The sequence below is a fragment of the Colwellia sp. BRX10-9 genome, from assembly GCF_014077405.1.
Classification (GTDB): Bacteria; Pseudomonadota; Gammaproteobacteria; order Enterobacterales; family Alteromonadaceae; genus Colwellia_A.
On sequence record NZ_JACGVV010000038.1, the window covers coordinates 1 to 18,649 of the forward strand.

The window sequence follows — 18,649 nt, forward strand, 5'->3', positions numbered from 1 at the left end:
ATAAAAAGGTGATAAACGTTTAATGAAATTTAAGCAAAAAAAAACGCATTACTTAAAAAAGAATGCGCAATAAAAACATAACTACTCATAACTACTAAGGGAGAAACCTAAACACTTATAAAGTAAGAGTGTTAGTTGTGGTTTTAGTTCCAATTATTTAGCTATTTTTATTCATTGTTTTATTGGCAGAGTCGTTGGTGATTAAATCGGTTGTTGCGGATAAAATGTTGATACACGTTTACTAGAATTTAGGCAAAAAAAAACGCATTACTTAAAAAAGAATGCGCAATAAAAACATAACTACTAATAACTACTAAGGGAGAAACATAAACACTTATAAAGTAAGAGTGTTAGTTGTGGTTTTAGTTCCATTTATTTAGCTATTTTTATTCATTGTTTTATCGGCAGAGTCGTTGGTGATTAAATCGGTTGTTCCGGATAAAATGCTGATAAACTTTTACTAGAATTTAGGCAAAAAAAACGCATTACTTAAAAAAGAATGCGCAATAAAAACATAACTACTAAGGGAGAAACATAAACACTGCTAAGTAAGAGTGGCAGTTCTAGTTTTAGTTCAATAATGTTTCATTTAAAATAAAAATATTTTTTACAACACTACTCTCACTATTATCTAGTTGGTATAAGGTCGTCTTTCTGGCATGATAACAATATCCAATCCAATAACGTACTGATGTTATGTCGTTTATTAAACCTTTTCTTATTTCATTGTTCAGCATCATACTCCTCTCAAGTTGTGCTACATCACCGCCAAAAAATCCTGAAAATATCTGTGAAATTTTTCGTGAACACCGTGATTGGTATTTTGCTGCCAAAGAAGTGCGTGAGCGTTGGGGGGTGCCTATCCATGTGCCCATGAGTATGATGTTCCAAGAAAGTTCATTTAGAGCCGATGCTTTGCCTCCTAGAGACTATTTACTGGGTTTTATCCCTTGGGGTCGGGTAAGTACTGCTTACGGTTACTCTCAAGCAAAAACGATGACTTGGGATGATTATATTAAAGAAACAGACAATTCTGGCGCCGACCGTGATGACTTTGACGACGCTATTGATTTTATGGGTTGGTTTATATTTAAAACACAGAAAATTAATAAGGTCTCTAAATGGGATGCTTACAACCAATATTTAAATTATCACGAAGGTTGGGGAGGCTTTAAGCGTCGCTCTTATAAACAGAAGCCTTGGCTGGCAAAGGTCGCCCGCAAAGTCGATAACCGAGCACGGCGCTACAGTAGCCAATTAAAAAGCTGTGAAGCAGATTTAAATCATGGTTGGTTATGGCGATTATTTTTTGCATAAAGTTTATTTGTCGATATAACTGTAATTAGCTTTGTGAGTATGGTCTTTTATAAAAAGGTCATGCTTTTTAGTTTTAGGGCTAAATTAAAGCCAATGATTGTTCACCGAGTTACATAACATAAGTAGTGATAACATGTAGCATAAATAGTACTTATATAATCTCTTTGCAGTAAAAATGCTCGCAAAGGCTTACGTTTCTTATCATAAAAATTATTGTAAAAAAAACTTCATAAATATTAAAGAAAGGCATTGCATTATTTGAGGGCTGGCTCTTATTGGGCTGCGTTTTGTTATCCACAGAAATTGTGGAAAAATCATTATTAGATCAAGTGGTGTGAATAACTCTGTGAATAACTTTGTGGCTTGCTGCTATTATCCACAAAAGAAGAAATAAGAGCATCTAAAAGTAATTGTTACTATGATAAGGATTTCATAAAAAAAGGCCTTAAAATGATGATTCAAGGCCTTGTGTTATATCTATGGTGTAACCAAACTTGCTACTTTTCTTTATCATTATCGAGATAAAGTTCAGGAAGGATCCTAACTGTTTTGATCATATTATCTGAGACATCAACAATTTCTAAAGGGTAACCTGCTATACGTACACTTAAATTAGCTTCTGGTATATCTTCTAAATATTCGATAATTAAGCCGTTTAATGTTTTAGGGCCATCGGTAGGGAAATTCCATGTCATTTCTTTATTAATATCCCTCACCGTAGCACTACCATCGACTAAATAACTACCATCAGGTTGTGCATTAACCTCTTCACTTGTCGTCGGCGTCATCGTTGTTGTAAAGTCACCAACGACTTCTTCCAAAATATCTTCTAGGGTTACTAAGCCTTGAATGTCACCATATTCATCGACGACTAAGCCTAATCGTTCTTTGGCATGCTGAAACTTTAATAGTTGCACATTCAGGGTGGTGCCTTCGGGAATAAAATATAATTCTTTTATTGCTCTGATTAAGGTGGTTTTAGTAAATTGATTTTTGAATAAGAGTTTCAATGCATCACGTAGATGAATATAACCGACAACATCATCCATATTGTCTCGATACAATAACACACGGGTATGGTTTGATTGTGCCAGTTGTTTTTGAATCTTTTTCCAGTCATCATTAATATCAATGCCCACTAACTCATTACGTGGGATCATAATATCTTCAACGGTCACTTTCTCTAAATCAAGAATACCCACCAACATATTTTGATCGCGCTCGGGTAACATAGCCCCAGAGTCATTAACAACGGTTCTAAGTTCTTCTGAGCTTAAACTGTGATGAACACGTTGTTCAGAACTAACACCGATTAATAGCAATAAACCGTTAGTGATCCAATTTACAGCAACAACGAAAGGGAACAACAGCTTCAATAAAACAGATAAGACAACTGAGCTTGGAAAAGCGATTTTTTCAGGGTATAACGCCGCTAATGTTTTTGGGGTTACTTCAGAAAATATAAGCACAACAAGTGTTAATGCAATGGTTGCAACCAACACACCCATGTCACCAAATAAACGTAAGCCGATAATAGTGGCAATCGCAGAGGCCGCTATATTAACAAGATTATTGCCAATAAGTATTAAACCAATTAAACGGTCTGGACGCTCTAATAATTTACTGACGCGTTTAGCACCTTGATGATTTTGTTTTTCTAAATGGCGAAGTCGATAGCGGTTAAGCGACATAATGCCAGTTTCAGATCCTGAAAAATAGGCTGATAGAATAATTAGAATGCCAAGAATGGCAAAGAGCATTTCCGTTGATATGTTGTCCAAAAAAGGAACCCTATGTTGTGTTATAGATAGTCATTAAGTACGTTATATACTTATTTAATGACCATTATTTTGATAATTTACAGTAAAATAAATTCTTTAACAAATCGACTACCGAAATATGCCAATGTTAATAAAGCACTACCGGTAACCATTAATATTAATACTCGATGTCCTCGCCAACCCCTATTGTAATGACCCCAGAGTATCGTTGAATAGACCAGTAGGGCTAATATAGACAATATTGTTTTATGTAAGTTTTCGTGTGAGATCATCCCATCTAAAAATAAGAAGCCAATCACTTGGCTGAGTAATAAAAAACTCGTGCCAATACTTAATATAATAAAAAGCTGACCTTCAACTTGCATCAGTGGTGGTAAATGATTGACCGCCGCCAAATTTTTTGTTTTTAATTTAAAATGGATGTAAGCCACTTGAAACGCATAAAGTGTCGCAATAATCAGCGTACAATAAGAGAGCAGTGCAAGCGTTACATGGCTTATTACACTTAATTGGTGATTAATTAAGGGGGCTTGTTCAACACTCGGTATGAATATCATCAAAAATTGCCAAATACCCGCAAAACCATAAATAACTGGTAAGAGTAAATTCACCTTAAAGCGCAAAGCAAATGCAGAGACTGATAAACAAATAATTAAACTGACTAAAGAAATAACGTTAGGCAATGCAAAGTTAATATCCGCTTGAGCAACTAAAAACTGTGCATTACTTAACGTGTGAAGCACCATAGCTAAACAGCCAAAAAATAATACAAAAACTAAATTAGGCCCTTTAGGGTGAAATAAACGTAATAACATTGCAGAAGTTGCTACAGCATAAGCAAAAAATGCAATTAAAGAACAAATATCCGAAAAACTCACAACGTGCTCCCACACAAGAACTTAAAAGTTAGGTATTTATACCTGCAAACGATTCTATCAGAATGCGGGTAATACACCCTATATTAAAACTATAAAACTAATTTTCTTAAAGGCTTTATCGATAAAAAGGCAATTAACCCTGCGCAAGTTAACCCAAACCAAAAGGGTAGTAACTCATGGCTATGTTGCATTTGCTGCGTAATATTAATATCAAAAAACGCCAAGCCCCAATCAAGTAGTAAGCCAAAGCCAATTGCACACGACGAAATACCTAATAAATACCGGATTAAAACACTGCTGCCCATTTCATTTTTAATGACGCCCAATGTTGAAATATTGGTTGCAGGGCCAGCCATCATAAAGACCAACGCTGTGCCAGGAGATATACCGGCTAAAATAAAGCCCGCGGCGACAGGGGTCGATGCAGTGGCACAAATATACATAGGGATTGATATAACAATCATCACTAACATTGCGCCTAAACCACTTCCGTAGCTAAGTAAAAAAGAGGCGGGTAAAAATGTTTTTATTAACGTGGCAAAAACTAAACCGACTAATAACCAAATAATGATATCGTCTATCAATTGCGTTGCCGCGTAATGAATACCTGAGGTGGTTTTACTGATAAAACTTGCTGATTTTGTTGGTGGTTCAGATGTTTTTTCACTGGCACAACATGAAGATTTTACATTTTCTGTCGCAAGTACAGGTTCAGTAACTACTTTTTTCTTACTTGGACAACAACTAGGTGCATCTTCAGTTGCTGATTTTGGCAGAGTAATGTCTTCTTTTTTTATCGTTGAAACCAATAAGCCTGTAATAATAGCAGAAAATATCGCAGTTATTGGACGATAAATAGCAAACACTGGCCCTAATAAAGCATATGAAACAGAAACAGAGTCAACGCCTGTTTCTGGGGTCGCAACTAAGAAGGATGAGGTTGCGGAAGCGGAAGCGCCACTGCGACGTAATTCAGTCGCAACAGGGATAACACCACATGAGCATAAAGGTAAAGGTGCGCCAATGAGTGCGGCTTTAATAATAGCGAGTTTCCCTTCGCCTAAATGTTGACTTAAAATTTTAGTGGGTACCCAAGACTTCATTAAACCAGCGATGAGTAAACCTAATAATAACCAAGGACTTGCTTCAGCACTTAGGGCTAAAAAGTTTGTCAGTAATGCAGATAAATATTCCAAGACAGTCACTATATTAATTATATAAAAGTTAAACCAACCTACAGCTTACCATACTTATATTAAGGTGCATTAGTCGTTATCAAATAACGACGATTTATTTATCTGATCTGCTGTTCTTTACTCTTGTAGTTAATTGATAAATCTAACGCTAATGAGCATGAAGAAACTGAGAGGATTTGCTATTAATCCTTTCGCTTATTTTATTGGCGGGTATAATATGCAATAATTTTTATATTCAGCACAATATAGAGTCATACATGTTTGAGAATCTTTCCGATCGTTTAACGAAAACGTTAAAAAATATCAGCGGCCGTGGCCGATTAACAGAAGACAACATTAAAGAAACATTACGTGAAGTGCGTATGGCACTTCTTGAAGCGGATGTTGCCTTACCGGTTATTCGTGATTTTATCGCTAAAGTAAAAGAGAGCGCGGTTGGTCAAGATGTCTCTAAAAGTCTTACTCCAGGACAAGTCTTCGTAAAAATTGTTCAAAAAGAACTTGAACACGCTATGGGTGAAGTCAACGAGACCCTTAATTTAAAAGCGGCTCCGCCAGCCATTGTATTAATGGCAGGTTTACAAGGGGCGGGTAAAACAACCTCTGTGGCAAAGTTATCAAAATACTTAACAGAGCGTGAAAAGAAAAAGGTATTAGTCGTCAGTGTCGATGTTTATCGTCCGGCTGCTATTAAACAGCTAGAAACATTAGCAAACGAAATTAATATTGAATTTTTCCCAAGTGATATTTCGCAAAAACCAATAGATATTGCTAATGCAGCTATTGAACATGCTAAAAAGTTTTTATTTGATGTATTAATTGTTGATACTGCGGGTCGTTTACATGTTGATAAAGACATGATGACTGAGATACAAGATCTACACGCGGCTATTAATCCAATAGAAACATTATTCACCGTTGATGCAATGACGGGACAAGATGCGGCAAACACAGCGAAAGCCTTTGGTGACGCTTTACCGTTAACCGGTATCATACTGACCAAAACTGACGGTGACGCTCGAGGCGGTGCTGCGCTTTCTATTCGCCATATTACCGGCAAGCCTATTAAATTTATGGGTGTTGGCGAAAAAATTGAAGCATTAGAACCTTTCCATCCTGACCGTATTGCCTCACGTATTCTTGGTATGGGCGATGTACTTTCTTTAATCGAAGAAGTTGAACAAAAGGTTGATAAGAAGAAAGCTGAGCAATTAGCCAAAAAATTTAAAAGTGGTAAAAGTTTTGATTTAGAAGATTTTCGTGAGCAACTTGTGCAAATGAAAAACATGGGTGGCATGACTAGCATGATGGACAAATTGCCAGGTATGGGCAATATGTCAGATAAAATTAAAGATCAAATGGATGATAAATTAACCTTACGAATGGAAGCTATTATTAGCTCTATGACTAAAGGTGAACGTGAGCGTCCTGATATTATTAAAGGTTCTAGAAAACGTAGAATTGCTGCAGGTTCAGGTACTCAAATTCAAGATGTGAATCGTTTATTAAAACAATTTATGCAAATGCAAAAAATGATGAAAAAAATGTCTGGTAAAGGTGGCATGCAGAAAATGATGCGCTCAATGAAGGGCATGATGCCTCCAGGCGGTGCAGGCGGTGGCCCAGGTGGCGGGATGTTCGGCCGTTAAAGATAACATCATTTATAAAAAATAATGATGCTGCAATATCCTGTGGAAAGGCATGATGCTTCTAAACTGCGGTGCAGGCGGTGGCCCAGGTGGCGGGATGTTCGGCCGTTAAGTTAAACAATATTTAATTTCAAAAGGTAGCGTTCGCTACCTTTTTTGCTTTTAGTCTTTAGTCATTTCAGGTTTATCATTAGCACTGGGCGATCTTTATACTTGCTATTTATCCTAGGAAGCGTAAAATACGCGAGCTTTTCTGTCACCTAGGGTGTCAGGAAATGTCTGGAAAATTCGTTTTAACACTTTAAATAATAGAGGGCGATATGGTAACCATTCGTTTAGCTCGTGGCGGCGCCAAAAAGCGTCCATTCTATCAGGTTGTTGTTGCAGATAGCCGTAACTCTCGCGATGGTCGTTTCATCGAGAAAGTTGGCTTTTTTAACCCAACAGCAGAAGGTCAAGCTGAGAAATTACGCTTAGACCTAGACCGTATCAACCATTGGGTTGGTCAGGGTGCTGGTTTATCTGATCGTGTGGCTAAGTTAGTTAAAGACGCTCAAGTAGCAGCTTAATTAATTTAGTAGGTTTAGGAGTTGTTGTGGAAGAAATAAATAAAGAAGTCATCTTAGGTAAAGTAGGCGCAGTTTACGGTATCAAAGGTTGGTTGAAAATTCATTCGTTCACTGATGAAACCGAAGCTATATTAGACTATTTTCCTTGGTCTCTAAAATTAGGGAATAAAATACAATCAGTCGATATATCTGATTGGCGCAAACATAATAACGGACTCGTTGTTCATGTTGCTGGTATTGATGATCGTGATATAGCCCAAAAGCTTGTCGGATCAGAAATATTTGTCAACGAAAGCGCACTAGCAGAATTGCCCGACGGGGAGTTTTACTGGCGCGATTTGATCGGCATGTCTGTTGTTACTGACAAAGGTTACGACCTTGGTCATGTTTCTGAAATTTTAGAAACTGGCGCTAACGATGTACTGGTTGTTAAAGCTAATCGTAATGACGGCTTTGGTCAAAAAGAGCGTTTAATTCCGTATCTTTTTGAACAAGTTGTAAAATCAATTAGTGCTGAAAATAAACAAATTTGTGTTGACTGGGACCCAGGTTTCTAACTTGAGTAATAGTGTTTTAACAAACAAACGATGGTATGGGGTGATAAGCCTTTTTCCTGAAATGTTTGACGCCATTACAGAGTATGGGGTGACAGGCCGAGCGATCCGTAACGGGTTAATTGAATTTCATAAGTGGAATCCAAGAGACTTTACGCACGATAAACATAGAACCGTTGATGACCGTCCTTATGGCGGTGGTCCGGGCATGTTAATGATGGTGCAACCGCTACGTGATGCTATTAAAGCTGCAAAAGCTGCTGCGAATTTCGCTGCAGATTCTGCGATAGGTGATAATAGTAGTTCTGATAAAGAACAAGTCAAGGTTATATATTTGTCGCCGCAGGGACGTAAACTCGACCAAGCTGGTGTACGCGAATTAGCACAACATAATAAGCTGCTATTTATAGCAGGGCGTTATGAAGGCATAGACGAACGATTAATTGAGTCGGAAATCGACGAAGAATGGTCTGTCGGTGATTATGTTTTGAGTGGTGGAGAACTCCCCGCAATGAACATGATCGATGCTATAGCACGTTTTGTGCCCGGTGTTTTAGGACATAATCAGTCAGCTGAGCAAGATTCTTTCTCAGAGGGTTTATTAGATTGTCCTCATTACACAAGGCCAGAAGTACTCGACACTTCAATAGAAGCTATGTCGGTACCTAAAGTGCTATTAAGTGGTAATCACGAACACATAAAGCAATGGCGTATGTTTAAGTCACTAGAAAGAACATGGACCAGAAGACCAGAACTATTAACTAACCTAGCTCTGACAGCAGAACAAAAGAAAATGTTAGCTTCTATTAAAGAAGATAATAAATGATTTTGTTGATGCCTGTGAACCCTAGGAAGAAGGTATTATGAGTAACATTATTGATATGCTCGAAAAAGAGCAGATGAAAACAGATTTACCAGCATTCGCACCAGGCGACACTGTTGTTGTACAAGTAAAAGTTACAGAAGGTGATAAATCACGTCTTCAAGCATTTGAAGGTGTAGTTATTGCAATAAAAAGCCGTGGCATCAATTCTGCATTCACTGTTCGTAAAATCTCGAACGGTGTTGGTGTAGAACGTGTATTCCAGACACATAGCCCTATTGTTGACTCTATTGAAGTCAAACGTCGCGGTGATGTACGTCAAGCTAAACTTTACTACTTGCGCGAGCTATCTGGCCGTAAAGCACGTATTAAAGAAAAATTGGCAAAAAGATAATCTCTTTTTAAGCCCGTTTTGCTTTAGCAATACGCATAAAAAAAGCCTGAATAATTCGTTATTCAGGCTTTTTTTGTTTTAGTCTATATTCTGATACAGTAATCTATCTTACTGATTCTACTGGTTGTATTCTTATCCATTCAAGATGACTGACAAGCTATTTACCCGTCGGTTTTAGTTCGACCCTCTCACCGTAGAAGAACGAGTTAAACCCTAGTTTAACGATCATATTACTTGACTGAAGATTTAAAGCTCACTGACTTTACTTACTATAGTAATTTATTAACTTAATTGGAAAGTACTAATAGCGAACATAAGTTTTGTCGCCCTTGGTCGGTTTACAATCTAGTTTAGCAGTCTGATGTCATAAAGGTTGGTTAGTCATTTCTCATAATAGTTTGCAATTTAATAATGTTATTATTTTATTTTACTCTATGTTGTTGAATTTAGTTTTTATTTTTATTGGTGTATTTTTTGCATTAATAAGTGAGTAGAGTGGTTTATTTGCATAATAAAAATTATGTTATTCATTCTGCGAATATTTATTCTACGATTATTTATTATAAGAGGTAAACCCAATGAAATTTAAACTTTTAAAGCAATTAATAATAATGTGCTCTATGGTTGCAGGTGTATATGCGAATGCAGGATTAATAAGTAAAGATTACTCAGCAGCAGCAGATGGATTACTGACTGTCGATACTGTTGGTCAAACTGAGTGGTTAGATGTATCAATTTTTTATGGTATGAACTTAGATGCTCTCCAAGGTTCTAATCAGTGGGCGGCTGATGGGTTTCATTTGGCTACAGACGTAGAATTAATCTCGCTATTTAAAAATGTTGGTATCACACTGGGAGTAGACGGAACCGGTTCTCTAGGATTCGGGCTAGGACTAGGACATTCAACGGCTAGCATAGTAGCTATGCAAGATCTCCATGAAAAATTTGGCGGAGGTCCTGGCGGATTACCCTTAATACAGGGAATACTCGCTGATACGAACAACGATGGTTTAAGCAACTTAGGCGGTTTAAATGCAATATCAAGTATTGCAGCCGTTAATCTAGGTATAGATATTTGGGGAGGAGGTTTCCTAACCAATAACGTTGACGATACTGTAGGAGCATTTTTCGTACGTAGTGTTGACGTTCGTGAGCCATCTACGGTTCCTGAGCCATCGACATTTGCTATTTTTTTATTGGCAATGACAGGTTTTGCATCACGTAAATTTAAAAAACAGTCTTAAAATAGTTTACATCATAATTAATTATCGTCGATTTTAAAAGCTGATAATCCTATATATATCATCAGCTTTTTTATTATCAATAAGCATTTATTCGTTGAATAAATGCTTTATTATAAACTATAAATTCAGACATTTTTTAGCCTAATCATTAGTTAAAAATCATTACTTATTTGACTGATAGGTTTTGATCTAGATAATGCTTTTACTTACTTTGTATGGAGTGTACTGAAATTTTCAGTCGTCATATAAATTATCATAAGTTGTTTTATCTAATTGGAATCGAAATGCCTTTCTCTTTACTACATATCTGCTAATCCCTCAAGAGAGTTATATAACACAGCCCTAGGTCACGCGATAGAATCTATATCTGCTATGACTCTTTCGATACCTATAATGTTTTAATGGTAACAATAAAGATAGTAGAAGCCTCTCTATAACTGCTGGTATTAAAGCATGGGTAATTTTTAAAAGGGTAAGTGTTTTTTTATTCCGTTCGTGTACATGAATACCAATAACACATTATCTGATGTACTGGTTGCCGCAGTGTAATGTCTTTACCACAGGTTCATTTTGACAATATTCACTATTAACACTGTCAAAGCTAGCACACGATTTTACAGTGTTGTGAGCGCCATCAACGCTGCCTAAAACAACTTTTGTTATCTAAACAAAGGATAATAAATAATGTTATTTCTATTCAGATAGCGCTTCTAAATTGTCGTCAGTGCTGAAGAATTACAATGCGTTGTTAAATTTTCACTTAAGTTCACTTATGTTCATTTTGTGGTTTATACATAACAACTAAACGATTATATAAAATATTATTAGTTAATTTGTTTGCTTATGTCGATGCAGGTGGCAAAATAGCGACATCTAATTCATAAAGTATAAGTTTAATGACACAACAGCAACGACAAGCGTTAATTTTAGAGATGATTAAAAAAAGCGGTTTTGTCAGCATTGATGAACTTGTTGAACACTTTAAGGTGACACCACAAACGGTTCGCCGAGATCTTAATCAGTTAGCTAAAGTACAAAAAATTTCACGTCATCATGGTGGTGCCGGCATTGAATCAAGTACTGTCAATACTGATTATCAAACACGAAAAATTATGGATCTTCAGGCCAAGGAAAAAATTGCTGCTGAGTTAGTGCGCATGATACCCAATGGAGCATCTCTTTTTATCAATATCGGTACAACCACAGAAACCATTGCGCGTGCCTTATTGGATCATAAAAGCCTTCAAGTTGTGACGAATAACTTAAATGTTGCTTCTATACTGGGTGCCAAGGAAGATTTCTCTGTTGTTATTGCTGGTGGCGAAGTTCGCCATAGAGATGGCGGCGTCATAGGTGAAACAACGGAAGACTTCATTAAAAATTTCCGTATGGACTTTGGTATTATTGGCATCAGTGGTATTGATATCGAAGGTTCACTTTTAGATTTTGATTACCGAGAAGTTAGAGTAGCTCAAGCTATTATTGCCAATTCACGGCAAGTGATTTTAGCGGCCGATCACTCAAAATTTGGTCGTAACGCTATGGTACGCTTAGGTAATATTAATCAAGCAGATCACTTTTTTACCGATGCTCCTCCTCCTGATGAAATACAGAAAATCCTTTCAGATCATAACGTCACTTTACATTTAGTTTAATTTATAATCATTATTTATTAGCACTAACTGTTAGCAATATATAGCTCCTTCTCCTAAGGTTTAGTTTAAAGCCTACTTGCTAAATAAATTTTTTATAATCAACAATTCTTTAATTATCAAAAAAGTATAAAGATATGTTCGTTTATGTTCGTAATTTATTGCTTTGTTTTCACATTGGTTGTATTGTTCAGCAAATAATATCAACGTTAAGTAAAGGCAAGCGACAAAATAGTGAGGGCTAAAGTAATTTCCTCTGGTCGCAACTAAGGAACAATATGAAAGATCAAAGCGTTATTTATGATTTACTCGTTATTGGTGGGGGGATCAACGGTACAGGCATTGCTGCCGATGCAACAGGTAGAGGGTTAAATGTTTTACTTTGTGAAATGAATGATCTTGCCTCCTCAACCTCATCAAATAGCAGTAAACTTATTCATGGCGGTTTACGTTATCTCGAGTACTATGAGTTTCGCTTAGTTCGAGAAGGGCTTGCTGAACGTGAGATCTTATTAAAAAATGCGCCCCATATCATATGGCCTTTACGTTTTCGTTTACCTCATCGTAGTCATCTACGCCCTTCTTGGATGATAAGAATTGGCTTGTTTATGTATGATAACTTAGCTAAACGAGCAACATTAAAGGGCTCAAAGGGAATTAAATTTGATAAAAATAGTCCCGTTGTAGATACAATCACTAAGGGATTTGAATACTCTGATGCATGGGTTGATGATGCTCGGATGGTGGTTCTTAATGCCATTGCCGCTAGAGATAAAGGCGCGAATATTATGACGCGTACTCGTTGCTCAGATGCAAAAAGAGTTGGTGATATTTGGGAAGTAACACTCAATGATAATATCACCGGGGAAAAACAGCTTGTTAAAACTAAAGCGTTAGTAAATGCTGCCGGTCCATGGGTAACAAGTATTTTCGATGAAGCATTAAAAAAGCCATCACCTAAAAAAATTCGTTTAATTAAAGGCAGCCACATTATAGTGCCGCGTATTCATAATGAGTCGCAGGCTTATATTTTACAGAATGAAGATAAACGTATTGTCTTTGTTATTCCTTATGAAGATGACTTTTCTTTGATTGGAACAACGGATATAGAGCATGTCGGCGATCCAGCGACAGCTTGTATTTCAAAAGAAGAAACTGATTATTTAATCTCGGTAGTTAATGACCATTTTAAACACCAAATATCAAACAAAGATATCATCGCGACTTATTCAGGCGTTAGGCCCTTACTCGATGACGAATCAGATTCGCCTGCAGCGGTAACCCGTGATTATACTTTCGAAGTAGATGCACCTAAGGGAAAAGCGCCTTTGTTATCAGTATTTGGTGGAAAAATTACCACTTACCGTAAATTATCTGAAGCTGCAGTTAATGGAATTATTGATCATTTTCCCGATGCGGGTGAATGTATAACAGCAGATACTGCTTTACCAGGGGGCGATTTTGACAATCAACACAATTTACAAACCAGCTTGCAACACCAATATAGCTGGTTACCCTGTCAAATAATTAAGCGTTATGTTCGCTCTTACGGTACGTTAAGTCATAAAATCTTGGCTGGAATTAACTCACTAGAAGGCATGGGTGAGTATTTTGGTGCCGGTCTTTACCAACGCGAGGTAGAGTACTTAATTCAACAAGAATGGGCTGTTGATCTTGAAGATATTATTTGGCGAAGAAGCAAACTTAGCCTACATTTAACCGCCAAAGAAAAATCTGGATTAGCACATTTTTTAGTGACATTTAATTCCAGTAAAAAAGTTACATCTACCAGTGAATAATAACAAATAAAAGCCGAGTGATATTCGCCTGTTCTTTGTAAATACAGTGCTCGCTTTGACGACTTTAGTTTGCTCTGTACTGTATTATCTTTGATAAAGGAATAATAACTTTAAATAATCGCAACTAATTCAATGGCGTTATCGGCTTTATTATTAGGTATATTCTGTCTGTTCAACTCAGTAAACGTAACACTTTAAAGTGTTACGTTTATGTTGTTTTGCTTAATGATTTTAGAATATCCAATTTTCATTAATTAAACACTTCTTGCCAGGAGATAATCCGGTCGTTACCTCGAAATATACCAAAGGTAGCAACAGCGGTAGGGTTATTATTATAGAGGCCATCATTATTCCAATCGTATTCCAACCATTCATAAGCATCATATGAGACACCGATTTGTCCCTGATTATTAGCGCCCGGTGCGGCCAGTTCGATGTCTTGTGTTTTACCGGCAACGAAATCTCCTGAGCCGCCTTGGACATTAGTCAGTGCGGGATCTAAGCTAATATCGGTCAATGAAATATTATTATCATTATAACCTGCACAATTATTATTTAAGCTGGTAATAAAGGCGCTGCCATCAAAATGCTGCACTTTCATCGGTTGCTTAATATCGGAGGTTTCTGATCCAAAGCTATTTTCTAACACTAAGCGACCGTATCGAATTTCAACGCCGGTGGGTAATGCATCAACCGTTTTGGTTACGTTAATGGCGTCTGTATCTATAATAGACGCTGTAGCAATAACAATATCGGAGGTAAATGGCTGAACAAGTGCATTGGCAGAGCGGTTGTAGAAATAATGATCGTCATCTGACAATCGATAGTGCAATACACCTTTGGGTAATGCGACGACACTAGGTAATTGAGTTAAGTCGATTTGACTTAAAGTACCGGTATTTATATTGGCAGTTAACGATAGCCTGTTACCATTAATTCCTCTCGCTAATTGGTCTAATATTGGTGTGGTGATATTGATATTATCAGCAATGAGTTTCATATAATCATTATCGCTACCTTGACTATCCTGAAAATAATTATGGGTAATATTGTCTTGTTTATTATAAGCGGTAATTGCCAATACCGGATTGGTTAAATATGAAATTGCCCCAATACTATTGGTTGCTTCATCTTTTTGGCCGCTATAGGCAAAGGCTTTTCCGGTATTACAGGTCGCAATAAAATAACCATCATCCGCCACTGTTTGGCTAAAGTGATGTGGAATAAAGCGCCCAATGTTAATTGCTTCGCTAGGTATAATAACACCAGCGTTGCCATAGTTACTGTCTTGAACATCTAAATTAAGCAAACCTACCTCTGAATATTGAGCAGCACTATAAATTGAGCTCCCCAATAAAAAATTGTTCAGGGTGACATTTTGAAAGACTGCACTTGTCTTGGTGACTAAGTGACTTAATGCCTTGTAGTCTAGATTACCGTTGACACTGTCTGCTAAGGTTGGGCCGATGCGATTAAGCTTTAGTGCGATTTGTCCCGGCAAGTAATTAGGGGTAATAACAGCGGGAGAAGCAGCATTATAAGCAGTAACAGTCAGGGTGAAATTTTCCCCAGCGGGATAAGTTGTTGTTGCGGTTGCGCTAGCGCCATTTAAGTTAACGCTCCCAGACTTTGCACTAACCATAAGCTTTGCTGGACTCACCCAAAATGAATTACTGCTACCTGATAGGGTAATGCCGCCGATGTCATAATTGGCATGTAATCGAATTTTTCCTGCATCGTTATATATCGGTGTCGGTATTGTCGCGATACTGTTGGCACCAAAATTTAATAGCGTATCAGTAGCATTTGAGTGTTTGGCAATGTCTTTGTTATTGACACTAAAACTCAGACCACTGCTGCCACCGGGATCGACATTTTCCTGAGAGAGTCCAACCTTAATATCATTGTTAAATAAACCACTACAGACGCCATTAGTATTTTTCACCGCTTGAATCTTTAACGTTTCAGCAAATACCGAGCCTGCTGTTTGATTGGGTATTATGGCGTTATTAGCTGTACCTGAAAGAAACCTAAAACCGGCATCGGTAAATGCCATATCACAACTATTGCTACTGTTATCGTCACACACTACTGGGTTAGCTGCCTCAATAGTGGCATTAGCCAGCGAAAAAGTCAGCGTTTCAACTACCGTATGATCAACATTAACGATAGTACTGCCGCTAAAGGTTGGTGAACTAATGACTGTGCTGTTAGCAATAAAATCAAGGGTTACAGACTCGGTACTTAAAGTTGAACAGCTGTCATTGAGACAAGCTTTAATGGTCACAGATTCAGTATCACAGGTTAATCCTTGGCCATCATGTACAATTTCATAATGATGAATAACGGGACTACAAGCATGAGTTTCTCTATAAATAGTAGAAATTTCGTTGGTAGTTAAAGCTTCTCGATAGACTTTTACTTCATCAATATCTCCGGTAAATCGATTTCTTGCTTCGCCTAAATCTGTTTCTCCACCAATAGTTGTTGGGCCTGTATCTTCTCCCCAAGTTCCGCTGTAGGTATTACTGGTGAGGCCTCCGGTAATTGTTTGCGCCTCGCCATTAATAAAAATCTGTCTGGTTTTGGTTAAACTATTATGCACCGCGGCAACAAATGTCCAGGTATTTACAGGAATAGATGTTGTTGTATCAACACTTACAGGATTTACACTTCGTGCATAAAATCTTAATTTACCATTGCCTGGATCGCCTAAACTAAAGCCAAAACCACGGGTGTTTTTTTCATCATCGATAAATATTCTTGAACCAGCATTAACATTACTTGGGTTGATCCAAGCCGTTACTGTGAAACTGTCTGTTAAGTTTTCAAAGCTATCGGGTAACACTACGTAATCATCTACGCCATCAAAACTGCCATAACGACAAGTGCCTGGATCACCGGTAATGGCGGCAGTAACTGACGCAGTTAATGCGCCATTAATTGCTTGTGCGCTAAAATTACCAATTTCATCAACAACTTCACCTGCATTCCCTGACCATATTTGCTCGTCAAAATGATATTCGGCCGCAGGTGTTATTGTCCTGCAAGGATGTCGTTCGGCCATAATAGTGGCTACTTGTTCTGTAGTTAATGCGCTTTGGTATACGCGCACCTCATCCATTAATCCATGAAAGTCATAACTTGCATTAATAGACCAACCACCGATGCGTAATTCACTATCGATAAAGGCTCGGTTATTATTGGGCGAGTTCCTTCGCTGTGTTAGCTCCTGTTCGACACCGTCAATATGTATGCGATTACTCGTTACACTGCCGTTAGTGAACTCGACAGCGATATGATGCCAACTTTTGGCTAATCCGGCACTAGCAACACCATATATATCATTATTGCCGGTATTAAATCCTATCGAACCATCGATTATCCAAATGTCGTGGATCCTCCAACCAATGGGCATGGTATTAGTTGTTCCATCCCAATTCATCCAAAAGGTAACGGTGGTTTTTACCCCGATGGTGCTGGTATCTAATGGCAACCCCGTTACCTGAATAGCACCATCATTTTGACTAGCATATCCGCAGGTACCAGGATCACCGGTTAAAGCAGGCGTAATGGTTTGCGGTATAGAATTATTATTAACCTGGGCATGATAACCATTGCCGGTATTGTCGAGTATCTCACTTGGACTCATATTCCAACTAGCTTCCTCAAATCGGTATTCTAGAAGCGGGGTGGGAGTTAACTTGCAATTAAGTGCGCCAATGATGTTGCTGGCGCCTAATGTAACTGCACCAGTGGTAGTAAATAAGCCACCACAAGCATCACCAATCCCCTCTAACATAGTGTTTTGTCCAGTCAAAATATAAGAACTCGCAAAAAAGGTACCAATGATACTCGCGTTTTCGCCAGTCGCAGTATAACTTGCTGCATTCCAAGTGATGGTGCTGTCAGCCGTTACATTAAGTAACACCATTGTTGTATTGGCAGCAAAATCAAAAAAAGAGTCACTATTGATAAGCCAATGTCCTTTCTGACCTTTGCCATCAAAAGTGATTGTTATACCCGCAGTGATTGAAAGTGCTGTTGCATGGTAAATACCGGCATCTAGTTTAGTATCTAGGGTCATTGCCGTAGGGAGTTCATTTGTTGAAGGTGCTTGTATGGCAGCTAAATTAGCTTTTATTTTTTCAAGTTGAATTCGTTGATCTTCGATAGGGGCATTGATAAGAAGTGTCGGGCTTCTCTGCGTAGTTGTGCCGCCGACCGTTGCTCCTGTTCCAAGTGTAATAGTGGTTCCTGCTGTTGCATCGCCTATCACTTTTGCGTTTATGCCTAAAGTTAAAGCGCCTATTCCTGCTTGAACATTACCACCGATTGTAGTGTTTTCACCGAGTGTTAAGGCAGTACCAGCCTGAGCATTACCACCAATGATTGCGTCTTCACCGATGTCCGTAGATCCTAAAGAACCAGAAGTAAGGTTGCCGATAATGACTGATTTCTTACCAACACTTATTGCGGCTCCTGCTGTAAGATCACCGTTAATTTTTGCAGATGCACTGAGCGTTACCGATGCTGCTGTGTGAAGGTTGCCACCAATGGTTGTATTCGCGCCAATATTTCCAGCGGCCATGGCCTGTACATTGCCATTAATTATTGAATTTATCCCCATGACTACTGCCGCACCAGAATAGACTGTTAAGCTATCTAAAGGGGGATCTAGTTTTGGCGGTAGATCTGCTTTTGCGTTAGAGCAAACAAAAAATATCAGGAATAAAAAGTATTGCGATGTATATTTCATAAAGTCCGTTTCTTATTATTTATTGTTATCTAAA

Annotated in this window: 13 protein-coding genes; 9 read left to right on the forward strand and 4 right to left on the reverse strand. The window is 37.9% G+C overall.

The window, feature by feature from the left end; all coding sequences use genetic code 11:
• Positions 1-696 precede the first annotated feature (696 nt).
• On the forward strand, positions 697-1,317 hold the full coding sequence (locus tag H4J69_RS16965; RefSeq protein WP_182173615.1) for a hypothetical protein: 621 nt from the start codon (positions 697-699) through the stop codon (positions 1,315-1,317).
• A gap of 497 nt (positions 1,318-1,814) precedes the next feature.
• On the opposite strand, the gene H4J69_RS16970 is transcribed toward H4J69_RS16965, so the two are convergent.
• The 3 genes from H4J69_RS16970 to H4J69_RS16980 all read right to left on the reverse strand — a co-directional run bounded on the left by H4J69_RS16970 (position 1,815) and on the right by H4J69_RS16980 (position 5,181).
• Positions 1,815-3,098 carry an HlyC/CorC family transporter gene (locus H4J69_RS16970; RefSeq protein WP_182216728.1) on the reverse strand — a complete coding sequence of 428 codons (1,284 nt, stop codon included), beginning with the start codon at positions 3,096-3,098 and terminating at the stop codon, positions 1,815-1,817.
• A gap of 77 nt (positions 3,099-3,175) precedes the next feature.
• Positions 3,176-3,976 carry a cytochrome c biogenesis protein CcsA gene (locus H4J69_RS16975; protein WP_182221883.1) on the reverse strand — a complete coding sequence of 267 codons (801 nt, stop codon included), beginning with the start codon at positions 3,974-3,976 and terminating at the stop codon, positions 3,176-3,178.
• 89 nt (positions 3,977-4,065) lie between these two features.
• Entirely contained in the window at positions 4,066-5,181 is a 1,116-nt protein-coding gene (locus tag H4J69_RS16980) for an SO_0444 family Cu/Zn efflux transporter (protein WP_310733512.1), read from the reverse strand.
• Positions 5,182-5,429: 248 nt separating this feature from the next.
• Between H4J69_RS16980 and ffh the strand changes: the two genes are divergently transcribed.
• The 8 genes from ffh (at position 5,430) to glpD (ending at position 13,856) form a co-directional block, all read left to right on the forward strand.
• Entirely contained in the window at positions 5,430-6,821 is a 1,392-nt protein-coding gene (ffh, locus tag H4J69_RS16985; RefSeq protein ID WP_070375879.1) for a signal recognition particle protein, read from the forward strand.
• A gap of 320 nt (positions 6,822-7,141) precedes the next feature.
• Positions 7,142-7,390 (forward strand): 30S ribosomal protein S16, encoded by a 249-nt coding sequence (gene rpsP, locus H4J69_RS16990; protein WP_070375880.1) that lies wholly within the window; start codon positions 7,142-7,144, stop codon positions 7,388-7,390.
• A gap of 26 nt (positions 7,391-7,416) precedes the next feature.
• Positions 7,417-7,947 carry a ribosome maturation factor RimM gene (gene rimM, locus H4J69_RS16995; RefSeq protein WP_070375881.1) on the forward strand — a complete coding sequence of 177 codons (531 nt, stop codon included), beginning with the start codon at positions 7,417-7,419 and terminating at the stop codon, positions 7,945-7,947.
• A 1-nt stretch (position 7,948) separates the two neighbouring features.
• On the forward strand, positions 7,949-8,770 hold the full coding sequence (gene trmD / locus H4J69_RS17000; protein WP_259366338.1) for a tRNA (guanosine(37)-N1)-methyltransferase TrmD: 822 nt from the start codon (positions 7,949-7,951) through the stop codon (positions 8,768-8,770).
• A gap of 37 nt (positions 8,771-8,807) precedes the next feature.
• The gene (gene rplS / locus H4J69_RS17005) at positions 8,808-9,161 is read left to right on the forward strand and encodes a 50S ribosomal protein L19 (protein WP_070375882.1); all 354 of its coding nucleotides are present in this window, start codon (positions 8,808-8,810) and stop codon (positions 9,159-9,161) included.
• Positions 9,162-9,739: 578 nt separating this feature from the next.
• On the forward strand, positions 9,740-10,405 hold the full coding sequence (locus tag H4J69_RS17010) for a PEP-CTERM sorting domain-containing protein (RefSeq protein ID WP_182252003.1): 666 nt from the start codon (positions 9,740-9,742) through the stop codon (positions 10,403-10,405).
• 896 nt (positions 10,406-11,301) lie between these two features.
• Entirely contained in the window at positions 11,302-12,060 is a 759-nt protein-coding gene (locus H4J69_RS17015) for a DeoR/GlpR family transcriptional regulator (protein WP_182242583.1), read from the forward strand.
• Between the two features lie 275 nt (positions 12,061-12,335).
• Positions 12,336-13,856: a glycerol-3-phosphate dehydrogenase gene (gene glpD, locus H4J69_RS17020; protein ID WP_182216738.1), complete on the forward strand. Its 1,521-nt coding sequence runs from the start codon at positions 12,336-12,338 to the stop codon at positions 13,854-13,856.
• A gap of 250 nt (positions 13,857-14,106) precedes the next feature.
• Here the strand turns inward: glpD and H4J69_RS17025 are convergent, their stop codons facing one another.
• The gene (locus tag H4J69_RS17025; RefSeq protein WP_182216739.1) at positions 14,107-18,615 is read right to left on the reverse strand and encodes a DUF6701 domain-containing protein; all 4,509 of its coding nucleotides are present in this window, start codon (positions 18,613-18,615) and stop codon (positions 14,107-14,109) included.
• Positions 18,616-18,649: the final 34 nt, after the last annotated feature.